Genomic DNA, 11,885 nt, shown 5'->3' with positions numbered 1-11,885 from the left:
TAGACGGCACAGCGTCCAATTCTGGTCTTAATGCACCTTATGGCGCTAGGTGCTTTCTGACCAGGTTGTTCCTGACGTTGAGGGAGCGAAGGCTGCTGGTCTTAATGCACCTTATGGCGCTAGGTGCTTTCTGACTAAGCCACAGACGGCTTATGGAACGCGACAGCCATCGGGTCTTAATGCACCTTATGGCGCTAGGTGCTTTCTGACGGTGGTGCGCAATGCTATAACTGATTCGCTGTTCTGGCAGCGTCTTAATGCACCTTATGGCGCTAGGTGCTTTCTGACCGGCCACTCGCTCATTCCGGTCAAGCTCGCCATTCTTGAGTCTTAATGCACCTTATGGCGCTAGGTGCTTTCTGACTTCGATAAAAACACGTCCTATAATGAGAACCAACCCTCAGTCTTAATGCACCTTATGGCGCTAGGTGCTTTCTGACGGGGTAAAGATGGTAAGGCGTAAGGTCTACAACATCGACGGTCTTAATGCACCTTATGGCGCTAGGTGCTTTCTGACAAGTTCATCGAGGGTCTTCTCCCGAAGAAGGTCTTCGGTCTTAATGCACCTTATGGCGCTAGGTGCTTTCTGACGGGGCTACGGAGCCTCCTAAGGGTATTGGATACGGTCTTAATGCACCTTATGGCGCTAGGTGCTTTCTGACCACCGCGCGGCGGTACCACGCGACCCCCGCGTCGCCTTGTCTTAATGCACCTTATGGCGCTAGGTGCTTTCTGACGAGTGCATCGTCGAATACAGCGAATACGCATCTGCACCCACGTCTTAATGCACCTTATGGCGCTAGGTGCTTTCTGACTGGCTCGCTGCTTTCCTACAATGGTGATGTGTTGTTGTCTTAATGCACCTTATGGCGCTAGGTGCTTTCTGACGTGGGCGTATCCGTGCTCGATCACATTGAGAATTACTTGGTCTTAATGCACCTTATGGCGCTAGGTGCTTTCTGACTGCCCGGTGTGTCGCACCCCCTGTGACCAGCAGAAACGCCACCCCGGATCGCCAGGGGCCGAGAAAGCACCCGCCCGACCCGCAAGCACACGGCCAGAATAGCAGGGTTTTCGTTGCAAATCCTCACATCGCCACGGACGCGCCAAGAAGCCGAACCCGCCCCGGAAAAGCCGATCAACATCGGCGTGTCGCGGCTAGCCACTGTGCCGCACAACGCGCTGACCGCCACGCAGCGCGCTCGCCGCTTGAACAGCGCCACGAAACGCACCCCAGCCCCTCCCCCGTTGCCGCTGCCTCGGGCGTCACCGCGCAACCACGCGCAGGCCTCGCCGCGCGCCACCGCCAACGCGACGACACCAACATCCCCCTGGGGCGATGGTCCGCCCACCGACATCCCCCTGGGGCGATGGTCCGCCCACCGACAGACGACAGACGACAGACGACGGATGACGGACGTCCGACGGCGGGTCTGACGTCGCCGCACTGCCGCTTTCGTCTCTCAGCAATGCGGAGCCTACCGACGCCCCGCGTCGCTCACTGCTCCTCCACCGCAGACAATCCGCTCATCGCGCGCTCGGTGAGAACCCGCTCCACGACGCCCGGCAGGCGCGTCGGCATCTCACGGCGGCGCATCGCCAGGAGGCGCACGCGCGTCCACGGGGAAACCCGCACGCTCTCGGGCCAGCGGATCGACACGTACTGGACCGCGTCCGCGACCTCCAGGCGCCGCGTCGAGTTGCCCACGCGCACCCACAACTCGGCCTCCCCCTTGCCCTTCGGCCCCCTCAGGTACACGGGGTGGGGCGAGGGCGGGATGGTCACTCGGCACACCTCCTGGCGCTCGTACCCCTCCTGCGGGTCCGAGGCCTCGGCGAAGTCGAGCCTGGGCAGCGCGGCGGCGTTGGTCCCCATCCGCTGCCCCCACATGTCTCGGATCCACAGCTCGAAACGGTCGGAGTCGGGCGTCTTGAGGGTCGAGTAGTCGGGTCCCATGCCGATGAGCCGACCATCGTCGTCGACACCGATCAGCAGGGTGCCGCCACCGGAGTTCATGAAGGCGGCGACGGTCTTGGCGATCACGGTCTCCATCGCGTCGTCACGCTTGCCCGTGCGCATGTTCCAGCGAGCGCTCGACTTGAATTCGAGGGAGTCGGATTCTCCACGCTGAACGACCTCCCGGATGGGGACGAGGCCCGGGCGCGGATGCAGGTAGGCGGCGACCAGCGCGACCACGATGACGACGACGAGGGCGACCAGCGCGGCGACGGCGATCATGCCGGGTTTCCACAGGTCACCGGAGTCGAAGATCCACCCGGCGATCACCAGGCCACCCCACAGGCCGGCCAGTCCGGTCAGGGTCGCCGACGCGGTGGACATCGTCATGCGGTTCTTCAGCATGCGGCGCACCGCGACACCGATCAGCCACGCGATGAGGATGAGGACCTGCTGGATGAACACCATCCAGATCAGGTCCGGGCTCGCCGGGACGAATGAGCCGGTCGCTGGTTCCACGGGTCTCCTTTCGGGGGCGTCTCTCGCTCCTACAACATCATAGGAGACTGGATGATTCCTCCAAACCGGGCGAACGTTCCCTCGAAGCTGCCCGCACAGACACAGCGAAGCCCGTCGAGATCGAGCGGGACGGATGGGTACCCTTGGCTGGCCCGCACAGACACAGCGAAGCCCCGGCCAGCGGAGTCAACCGCCGGCCGGGACCATGCTCACCCCATGAGGTTGAACGCCGCCGCAGTTCCGACGAGCAGGTTCGCGCTCGCGTGGAGGGCCCAGCCGGGCAGGATCGATCCCCCGGCGCTCTTCTCGTTGATCCACCCGGCGATCCACCCGCTGGACCCCGTCAGGATGCCGACGAGGAGCAGACGGACGGGGTCCGCGAAGGATGCGAACAACGCGACGTGCAGGACGCCAAAGACGATGGCCTGAGCGGCGTTGCCGGGGGCGAAACCCCACCTGGCGATGATCCGCTTGCCGAGGAAGCCCCGGAAGAATATCTCTTCGGCGAGGGAGGTCTGGATGATCGCGAAGAGCAGGACCGGCACGATGCCACCGAAGCCTTGCCCGGCGAAACGTGCGGCGGGAACCTGGCCCGAGAGGGATTGGAGCAACGCTGTCGAAGCTGCACCGATCGCCACCCACGCGAGGACGGCTACGCCGAGCCGCCCCCTTCTCCCGTCCCATGTCGGCCGACGCAGGCCGATCCAGGAGGCAAAGCCAACGCTGCGTCTGGCGGTGAGCGCCCACCACGCGAGCGGGAGCACAAGGATCAGGCCGAGCTGGGCGAAGGCGCTGATCGCTGACGATAACAGGAACATTGAAACCTCCTATGCCTGGCTCGCGCACGCGCGAGGACGGGGAGCTCCGGGAGCGTGAGTGCGCCGAAGAGCAAGGCCTGCTCGCCCCGCGAGGACGGGTAGCTAGCGCAGGGACGTGTGCTTCTCGATGGAGCGAGAGGCCCAGATCGCCATGACGACGGCGCAGAGGGGACCAAGGATGAAGGAGCCCAGTCCAACGACTTCGGGTGGCGTGTCGTCCGTCATCGAGATGAAGGAGGTCCACATGATGTCGGCGCCGAACCGCCCGGTCCGCAGGTTGATGGACAGCGGGAAGAAGAGCGTACCGACAACACCGGTCACCTGGTTGACGAAGTAGAGGATGATGAAGCTGATCATCGGCGCCCCGAAGCCCATGTGGTTGAAGCGGCCCTCGGCCCCGATCGTCATGACGGCGCAGGCCTGAACGACCACTGCCAGCGTCGAGATCACCTGCGCGACCGCGAGGGCCACGAGGAGAGGGGTGGGGAAGACCGCGAGGACGCCACGGATGTCCGCCGTGTACTGCGCGAGGCTCATCCCCTTGCGGGAGGCGTCTTCGGCGGCGGTGGCGACGATGCCTCCAACGGCGAAGGCCAGGCCGACCATGGACTCGAGGCAGATCCGGGTGACCTTCGCCCAGAAAATCGAGGATCCCGAGGCCGGCAGACTCATCATGAAGTACCCGCGCTGGCCGTACAGGGTCTTCCAGTAGTCGATCATTCCGGCGATGACGAAGCCGGCGGGAATCCCGCAGCACAGGATGTAGGCAATCCGCAAGGCTGAGTCGCTTAGCACGGGGATGTCCAAAGCGAGGACGACGAGGGTCAGGACGATGGCCGCGACGATGATCTCGAGGACGCGTGCGACGGAGCGTGCCCTGGAGCGAATCTCGTATGAGAGTAGTGTCCAAAACATCAGCGGTACTCCTTCCGGAAGATTGCGTCGAGGGAGTCTCCCCGCGTGGCTCGCAGGTCGTCGGCGTCACCCGCCAGGAAGACTCTGCCCTCTTTCATGAAGAGCGCGTAGTCGACGAAGTGTTCGATGTCGGAGATGAGGTGGGTGGACATGATGAGCAGCGACGAGGGATCGAACTCGCGCAGGATCCCCTCGAGCATGACGTCGCGGGTTGCCGGATCGACGCCGCTGATGGGCTCGTCGAGGAGGTAGACGCGGGCTCGCCGCGCCATGATGAGGGCGATCTGGAGCTTCTCCCCCATGCCCTTGCTCATTTCGCTCAGGGGTCGCGTCTCGGGCAGGCCATAGAAGTCAACCATGGCGGCCGCCTTGTCGGCGTCGAAGTCGGCGAAGAACCGGTCGTACTCCTTGATGGCCGTGCGCGCGGTCCAGTCCGGGTTGAGGAAGTCCACGTCGGGCAGGTAGGAGACGATGGACTTGGATACCGGGCCGGGGTGGTGCCCGTCGATAGTGACGCTTCCCTCGTAGTCGGACAGGACTCCTGCGAGGATCTTTAACAGCGTGGTCTTGCCGCATCCGTTGGGTCCCATGAGGCCAACGATGTGGCCCGCGCCCAGGGTGAGGGTGAAGTCCTGGAGGGCGGCGACGCTGCGATAACGCTTGGTGAGGCCTTCGATGTGAACGAGGCCGGGGGACGCCTGCGCGGCGCCCGGGGGTTGGGTGGTCATGAGGGGATGCCTCCTGTGTGCTCTGAGTCCGCGTCCCACCGCTCGTCGAGGAGACGATGCGCATCCTCCTTCTCGACGCCGAGGGCGCGGCAGGCGCGAATAAAGGCGCTCGCCGCTGCCCGCGCGTCGTCTCGGCGCAGGGTGCGCAGGGCGGCGTCGTCGGTGGCGACGAAACGTCCGGCGGTTCGCTTGGGGATCGTGAGCCCTTCCTCGTCGAGGGCGGCGAGGGCTCGTTGGACGGTATTGGGGTTCGTCCCGGCCTCGATGGCGAGGTCGCGGACGGAGGGGATCTTCTCTCCCGGCTTCCACGTCCCGTTGGTGATGCGGGATCGGAAGGAATCGGCGAGTTGGATCCAGATGGGGCGGGTGTCATCGATGCGCATCGATGTATCCCTCCTGTCTTGCTGTATTAATACAGTAATACAATGACACGATTTCTTATCTGTGTCAACGAGCTAATACAGATACCCTCGCCGATGAGTCACAGATCACATGCACATAAGGGAGGGAGGCCCGGGACCTCTCGGTCCCGGGCCTCCCTCACGCGCACGCGTCAGGCGATCGGCTCACCCTCAATACGCCACACCTCGCGAGCGTAGTCGGAGATCGTACGGTCGGAGGAGAAGCGCCCCGAGCGGGTGATATTCACCCACACGCGAGCGTTCCAGGCCGCGCGGTCGCGGTAATCGGCGGCCATCCGGTCCTTGGTCTCGCGGTAGGAAGCGAAGTCACCCAGCACGTAGTAGACGTCGGCCGGATCGAATCCGCCCTCGAGGATCGAGTGGCGAATGTCGTGGAACCAGCCCGAGTGGGCATCGTCCAGCGTACCGTCGGTCAGGGCGTCGATGACGCGCTTGAGGCCGGGGACGTTCTCGTAGTGCCAACGCGGATCGTAGTGACGACGCAGCTCAGGCAGCTCATCGTCCGTCGCGCCGAAGATGTAGGCGTTCTCCTCGCCCACGGCCTCAAGAATCTCAACGTTCGCCCCGTCCAGGGTGCCCAGGGTGAGTGCGCCGTTCATCATGAACTTCATGTTCGACGTGCCCGAGGCCTCCTTGCCAGCCATCGAGATCTGCTCGGACACATCCGCGGCGGGGATGATGTGCTCGGCGGGCGAGACGTTGTAGTTGTGAACGAAGACAACCTTGATGCGCCCGTTGATGTCCGCATCGTTGTTCACCAGCTCAGCGATAGCGTTGATGAGCTTGATGATCGCCTTGGCGCGGATGTAGCCGGGGGCGGCCTTCGCGCCGAAGATGAAGACGCGGTTGGGCGTGTCCAGCGTCGGGTCATCCTTGATCCTGAAGTACAGGTCCAGGACGTAGAACGCGTTGAGCAGCTGACGCTTGTACTCGTGCAGGCGCTTGATCTGAACGTCGAAGATCGCGGTGGGATCGATGTCGACGCCCTCGCGCTCCTTCACCCAGGCCGCGAACTCAACCTTGTTCTCATACTTGATCCGATCCAGACGCTCGAGAACCGCATCGGATCCGGCGGACGTGAACTTGGACAGCTCCGTGAGGTCACGAACCCACGTGTCGGAGCCGGTCACCTCGTCGAGGAGGGCCGCCAGGCGCGGGTTGCACTGCTTGAGCCAGCGACGCGGGGTGACGCCGTTGGTCTTGTTGTTGAAGCGCTCCGGCCAGATCGCGTACCACTCCTTGAGGGTGTCACGCTTGATGATCTCGGTGTGGAGGGCGGCGACGCCGTTGATGGAATACGAGGCGTAGCAGGCGATCCACGCCATGCGCACGGAGTTGCCCGCGACGGGCGCCATGTAGTCGATGGTCCCCCGGTCGAGGCCGCGGTCGGCCATGTCGATGCGGAAGCGACGGTCGATCTCGCGCACGATCTCGGAGATGCGCGGGAAGAGTCGATCGAAGATGTGAATGTCCCAGGTCTCGAGGGCCTCGGCCAGGACCGTGTGGTTCGTGTAGGCAAAGGTCTTGGAGACGACCGCCCAGGCATCCTCCCACCCCAGGCCGTGCTCGTCCATGAGGATGCGCATGAGCTCGGGGATGGCCAGGACGGGGTGAGTGTCGTTGAGCTGGACGGCGTTGTACTCGGCGAAGCCGGTCAGGTCCGACCCGTGGTGGCGCACGTAGTTCTCGACGATCTCCTGCAGGGAGGCAGAGCAGAAGAAGTACTGCTGGCGCACGCGCAGGACCTTGCCTTCGAAGGTCGTGTCGTTGGGGTACAGGACGCGCGAGATATCCATGGTGCGCTCACGGTCGACGATGGCGTCGGTGAAACGCTGGGAGTTGAAGGCGTCGTAGTCGAATTCCTCAATGGGCTCGGCCTTCCACAGGCGCAGGGTGCCCACGTTCTTGGTGCCGTAGCCGGTGATCGCAATGTCGTAGGGAACGGCGCGCACGGTCAGGTCGGCGTAGGAGACGATGCGGGCGCGCTCCTCGCGGCGGATGACGAAGGGGTAGCCTTCCTCCATCCACGGGTCGGGGTGCTCGGTCTGGAACCCGTTGTCGAAGAGCTGCTTGAACAGGCCGTAACGGTAGAGGATGCCGTAGCCGCGCACCGGCAGGTCGAGGGTGGCGCAGGAGTCCAGGAAGCACGCGGCGAGACGTCCGAGGCCGCCGTTGCCCAGGGCGGCGTCGGGCTCCTCCTCGAGGACCTGCCCGAGGTCGAGGCCGTAGCGAGCCAGGGCCTCGCGCGCCTCGTCGACGAGGCCGAGGTTTGACAGGTTGTTGAGCAGGGCACGCCCCATGAGGAACTCGGCGGAGAAGTAGTGCTCCTGACGCCCCTTGGCGTAGCGCTCGGTGGTGGCCGCCCAGTTGTCGGCGATCTGGTCGACGATGGCGGCGGACAGTCCCTGCCACACCTCCATCAGGGTCGAGTCTTCAACGGGGCGTCCAGAGGTCGCGCGCACATGAGAGGGCAGCGACTGAGTCAGATCCAGCGTCATACTTTTTCCTTTTTTGTAACTGCACCGCTCTCGCCCAGGGGCGAGCACCCCGGGTCGGGGTCGGGCCTCAATTCTAGAGCGTAGCGACGCGCGGCCAGTTGTCCATCCGATGGAGCCCCTGTGGGATATTCCCCACCTCCACTACCGTGACGAAGAGCACCCGATCATGGCAGTTGCGCGACCAAATACCCACGTCAGAACCGACGGGGCGGCGCAGTTACCGGTCGAGCACTGCCCGGCACAACTGCCCGCGCCGACGCGGCGCGTCCCTGCGGGGGCACTGCCCGCAGGGACGCATAGCAGGAAAGTGGCACCCCTCGATTGAGCGATGCCACTTCCCATCACCGGTTCATCATGAGGGCTCTATTCATGGTGACATTCGGTACATCCATTGTGCCTGTGACGCATACATCAAATCAAGACGACAGGGCCATTTTCGGTGCAAGTTCGGGTTTTTGAGATGAACGTTCGTGCACAAACGACGGGCGATCTGCGTAAACGGCAGGCGGCGCGGATCCGCTCTGTGCGAGCAGATCCGCGCCGCCTGTCAGGCTGATAGGCCTCAGTGGCGCCTGCGGGCAACCACCAGGGTCACGCCGCCCGCCAGGGCGATCGCGCCGACGCCCGCGGCGAGCGTCGCGGCGGAGCCGGTGTTGGCCAGGGTCGGGCCGGTCGGAGCCGCGCTCTCAGCGGGGGTGTTCGTGTTGCGAATGCCGCCACGAGCGGAGACCGGGGCCGGGCCGTTGCCGTTGGAGATCTGGCCGCGGGTCGTCACGCCGGTGCTGCCCACGGGGCCGGAGTTGGCGCCCGCGCCGCCCTGATCGGCCGCGGGCGAGGAAGGCGCAGGGGTGCTCGGCGCGTCCTGGGACGGCTGCGGGGCCGGAGTGGCGCTCGGAGGCGCAGGGGTGCTCGGCGTGTCCTGAGACGGCTGCGGGGCCGGAGTGTTGTTGTCCGCGCCGTTGCCGGGGGCCGGGGTGGCGGTCGCCGGGGACGAGGGCGAGGGCGAGCTGCCGGGGGTAGGTTCGGCAGCAATGGCGGCGCCGGCGGCACCGGCGATCAGGCCGAGGGCCGCGGTCGCGGCGAGCAGAGACGAGCTCGTCTTCTTCATTATTTCTCCTGATACGGATGTGGTGAGGGATGAATGCGTGACCCTGACCGGTACGGACAGTGTCGCGTCACGACGTTCACTGCCACCATACAACACTTCCTGACCAAAGAGAACAGATTCCACGAAGCGACACGCCGCACTCCCCCGCCACCCCGCGCCAGCGGGTGATACCGACCACCCGCCCCGATCGCCTAGGAGGCATTCGCTGCCGCGATGAACCGGAAGATCCCCTCCATGATGAGCTGGGTTGCAATCGCGGCCAGGAGCAGACCCGAAATTTTGGTGAGCAGCATGATTCCGCCCGGCCCCAGCAGACGCGAGAGCATCAGCGAGAATCGCATGGTCAGCCACATCACCACGTGCGCCAGGACGACCGCCACCAGGACGGCCACCCACGACCCCACGTTGCTGCCCGCCTGGCCGACCGCGACCATGACCGCAACGATCGATCCGGGCCCGGCCAGCAGGGGCGTACCCAGGGGCACGAGCGCGACGTTGACCCCCTCGTCACCGGTGTCCGGAGAGGAGGAGTCGGTTCCCATGAGGAGCTCCATGGCGACCAGGAAGAGGAGCACTCCCCCGGAGAGTTGGAGGGCCTCAACGGAGATGTGGAGGAGGTGGAGAATCTGCCCACCCAGAATGGCAAACGTCACGATCACGCCGAAGGACACCGAGGTCGCCTGGATCGCCGCGCGACGCTGCTTGAGCGGCGCGTACCGGCTCGTGAGCCCCAAGAAGACCGGGACGGTCCCGATGGGGTCCATGATGACCGTCAGGGTCGCGAACGCCGTCGCAAACAGCGTGACGTCAAAGAAGCTCACGGCTCGACCACCCCGATGTACCCGCGCTTAACGACCTCGGCAATCGTCGCGGGGTCGGTCGTGTTCTCGCCGATGCGATTCGGCTTGCCGCTGCCGTGGTAATCCGAGGAGCCGAAGAGCGCCAGCCCGAGTTCGCCGCCGATGCGTTCGACGTCCGCGCGGTCCTGGGGGCCGTGATCGCGATGGTCTCGTTCGATCCCGAAGAGCCCGGCATCCGCCATGTCGCCGATCACCGCCTCGGGCAGCAGACGCGAACGCCCGCGAGCGCGAGGGTGGGCCAGAACGGGCACACCGCCGGCCTTGAGCACGAGGCGCACTGCCTCGACCGGGTCGGGCGCCCAGTGGTGCACGTAATAGGGGCCGGAGGGGTGCAGGGCGTGAACAAACGCGGCACCGCGATCGGGGAAGCAACCGGCTCTCACGAGCGCGTCGGCGATGTGGGGGCGCCCGACCGGGCCGCCCTCGGGGGCGAAGTCGAGCACGTCCTCCCAGGAGATAGGATAGTCGGCCGACAGGTTGTCCACGATGCGCCGCGCGCGCGTCTCGCGGTCCTGGCGGGTGCGTCGAAAGACGTCGAGAAGGCCGGGGTTGGCCGGATCGAAGAGGTAGGCGAGAAGGTGGGCGGAGATTCCCGATGCCGAGCACGAGATCTCGGCGCCACGGATGAGGCTCACGCCCGTTGCGGATACGGCAGCGCAGGCCTCGTCCCACCCGTCGGTCGTGTCATGGTCGGTCAGAGCAATCGCGTCCAGCCCCGCGCGCGCGGCGGCTGCGAGGAGCTGCGCGGGGGTGTCTGTCCCATCGGAGTAGGCGCTGTGCGTGTGGGGATCGATTCGCTTCACCATCTGAGACTACCCCATTAGCCCGATCACACAACCGTTTCGGAGCGGGCTCTTCCGCCCGCCGCCCGCGCTCCCGCGATGCTCTGCCCTCCCGCCCTCGTCTTCCTCGATTCGTCGCCTCTCTCGGCGCCACCGCAACGCGTCCGATGAATGACCAGGCAGGGCGCACCATCGGTGTCTGTAGGAAACTAGGATGACGCCTCAGAAAGGAACGCATCGTGCGTCTTCACGTGACCTACGCCGGCGGCACGATCGGCATGATCGACTCCCCGGAGGGCCTGCGTCCCGGCGCGGACCTGCAGGGATGGTTCAGCTCCCAGCTCGACGGCATCGAGGTGGCCTCCAACATCTCGATGTCCGTCCTCGACCCCCTCATCGATTCCTCGGAGGCAACCCCCGAGGACTGGCAGACGATCATCGACGACATCACCGCCCACGCGACGCAGGCCGACGCCTTCCTCGTCCTTCACGGAACGGACACCATGGCCTACACGGCGGCCGCCCTGTCCTACGCGCTGGCGGACCTGGGCAAGCCGGTCGTCATCACGGGATCCCAGTACCCGCTGGGCGTCGTCGGATCGGATGCCTCGGCGAACGTGACGGGAGCCCTGCGCGCGGCGATGTCGCGCCGCGCCAGGGGCGTCATGCTCTTCTTCGGCCACAAACTGCTGGCGGGCAATCGGGCCACCAAGACCTCGTCCTGGGCGTTCCGGGGCTTCGAATCCCCCTCCGTCTCCCCGGTGGCCCGCACGGGCGCGCCGTGGCGCTGGTACGGGACGCCCCACGCGGGCACCGGCTGGGCCTCTCCCCTGCCCTACGCGCGCCAGGACATTGCCGTGGTCGATGTTGTTCCGGGCATGAGCGCCGCCAGGCTACGGGCAATGACCACGGCGCACCCCGACGCGCTGATCCTGCGGGCCTTCGGCGTCGGGAATATTCCCGCGTCCGAGCCCGGCTTCGTCGGCGTCCTGGCCGAGCTGACGGAAGCGCGAGTGCCGATCATCGTCGCCTCCCAGTGCTACCAGGCAGAGGTCATGCTCGGCCACTACGAAGCCGGGGACGCGCTGGCCAAGCTGGGGGCGATCGGCGCTCACGACATGACGCTGGAGGCGCTGTATGCCAAGACCGTCTTCCTCCTGTCCCAGGGGGTGCGGGACCAGGACCTCGCTCGGTGGATGGGCACATCCATCGCGGGCGAACTCACGCTCCAGGACTAGGGGCGCTCGCTCGCATCAGTGGCAGCCCCCTGGGCCGCAT

10 protein-coding genes and 1 CRISPR repeat array (1 of these 11 running past the window's edge) are annotated in these 11,885 nt (G+C 65.3%); of the genes, 1 reads left to right on the top strand and 9 read right to left on the bottom strand.

Annotated elements, in window-relative coordinates; genetic code table 11:
• Positions 1-964: direct repeats of the CRISPR family, unit length 37 nt; unit sequence GTCTTAATGCACCTTATGGCGCTAGGTGCTTTCTGAC; it reaches 204 nt to the left of the window's first position.
• Positions 965-1,498: 534 nt separating this feature from the next.
• The 9 genes from NQK35_RS00640 to NQK35_RS00600 form a co-directional block, all read right to left on the bottom strand.
• Complete coding sequence (locus NQK35_RS00640) at positions 1,499-2,425, bottom strand: AlbA family DNA-binding domain-containing protein (RefSeq protein ID WP_009212271.1); 927 nt, start codon at positions 2,423-2,425, stop codon at positions 1,499-1,501.
• 260 nt (positions 2,426-2,685) lie between these two features.
• Positions 2,686-3,294, bottom strand: coding sequence for a CPBP family intramembrane glutamic endopeptidase (locus tag NQK35_RS00635; protein WP_257114232.1), 609 nt, complete (start codon positions 3,292-3,294; stop codon positions 2,686-2,688).
• Positions 3,295-3,396: 102 nt separating this feature from the next.
• Positions 3,397-4,209, bottom strand: coding sequence for a hypothetical protein (locus NQK35_RS00630; RefSeq protein ID WP_257114231.1), 813 nt, complete (start codon positions 4,207-4,209; stop codon positions 3,397-3,399).
• A complete protein-coding gene (locus NQK35_RS00625) occupies positions 4,209-4,937 on the bottom strand; it encodes an ATP-binding cassette domain-containing protein (RefSeq protein ID WP_048742596.1) in 729 nt (242 codons plus the stop codon). Before NQK35_RS00625 ends, NQK35_RS00630 begins: the two co-directional genes overlap by 1 nt.
• Positions 4,934-5,320, bottom strand: coding sequence for a GntR family transcriptional regulator (locus NQK35_RS00620; RefSeq protein ID WP_257114230.1), 387 nt, complete (start codon positions 5,318-5,320; stop codon positions 4,934-4,936). Before NQK35_RS00620 ends, NQK35_RS00625 begins: the two co-directional genes overlap by 4 nt.
• Before the next feature lie 170 nt (positions 5,321-5,490).
• Entirely contained in the window at positions 5,491-7,857 is a 2,367-nt protein-coding gene (locus tag NQK35_RS00615; RefSeq protein ID WP_257114229.1) for a glycogen/starch/alpha-glucan phosphorylase, read from the bottom strand.
• Between the two features lie 562 nt (positions 7,858-8,419).
• Positions 8,420-8,965 (bottom strand): LPXTG cell wall anchor domain-containing protein, encoded by a 546-nt coding sequence (locus NQK35_RS00610; protein WP_257114228.1) that lies wholly within the window; start codon positions 8,963-8,965, stop codon positions 8,420-8,422.
• A 191-nt stretch (positions 8,966-9,156) separates the two neighbouring features.
• The gene (locus tag NQK35_RS00605) at positions 9,157-9,786 is read right to left on the bottom strand and encodes a MarC family protein (RefSeq protein ID WP_048724863.1); all 630 of its coding nucleotides are present in this window, start codon (positions 9,784-9,786) and stop codon (positions 9,157-9,159) included.
• A complete protein-coding gene (locus NQK35_RS00600) occupies positions 9,783-10,631 on the bottom strand; it encodes a PHP domain-containing protein (protein WP_009212279.1) in 849 nt (282 codons plus the stop codon). Before NQK35_RS00600 ends, NQK35_RS00605 begins: the two co-directional genes overlap by 4 nt.
• A gap of 215 nt (positions 10,632-10,846) precedes the next feature.
• Here NQK35_RS00600 and NQK35_RS00595 point away from each other — a divergent pair, with 215 nt between their 5' ends.
• Positions 10,847-11,845, top strand: a complete 999-nt coding sequence (locus tag NQK35_RS00595) for an asparaginase (RefSeq protein ID WP_257114227.1) — start codon at positions 10,847-10,849, stop codon at positions 11,843-11,845.
• Positions 11,846-11,885: the final 40 nt, after the last annotated feature.

This window comes from Schaalia odontolytica, assembly GCF_024584435.1.
GTDB lineage: Bacteria > Actinomycetota > Actinomycetes > Actinomycetales > Actinomycetaceae > Pauljensenia.
Note: the sequence above shows the minus strand (reverse complement) of the source record. Positions and strands in the feature narration are given on the sequence as shown.

Excerpts from the sequence above, each read along its gene's own strand:
- NQK35_RS00610 (WP_257114228.1), bottom strand. The coding sequence starts at position 8,965 with ATGAAGAAGACGAGCTCGTCTCTGCTCGCCGCGACCGCGGCCCTCGGC.
- NQK35_RS00620 (WP_257114230.1), bottom strand. The coding sequence starts at position 5,320 with ATGCGCATCGATGACACCCGCCCCATCTGGATCCAACTCGCCGATTCC.
- NQK35_RS00630 (WP_257114231.1), bottom strand. The coding sequence starts at position 4,209 with ATGTTTTGGACACTACTCTCATACGAGATTCGCTCCAGGGCACGCTCC.
- NQK35_RS00615 (WP_257114229.1), bottom strand. The coding sequence starts at position 7,857 with ATGACGCTGGATCTGACTCAGTCGCTGCCCTCTCATGTGCGCGCGACC.
- NQK35_RS00625 (WP_048742596.1), bottom strand. The coding sequence starts at position 4,937 with ATGACCACCCAACCCCCGGGCGCCGCGCAGGCGTCCCCCGGCCTCGTT.
- NQK35_RS00600 (WP_009212279.1), bottom strand. The coding sequence starts at position 10,631 with ATGGTGAAGCGAATCGATCCCCACACGCACAGCGCCTACTCCGATGGG.
- NQK35_RS00635 (WP_257114232.1), bottom strand. The coding sequence starts at position 3,294 with ATGTTCCTGTTATCGTCAGCGATCAGCGCCTTCGCCCAGCTCGGCCTG.
- NQK35_RS00640 (WP_009212271.1), bottom strand. The coding sequence starts at position 2,425 with ATGGTGTTCATCCAGCAGGTCCTCATCCTCATCGCGTGGCTGATCGGT.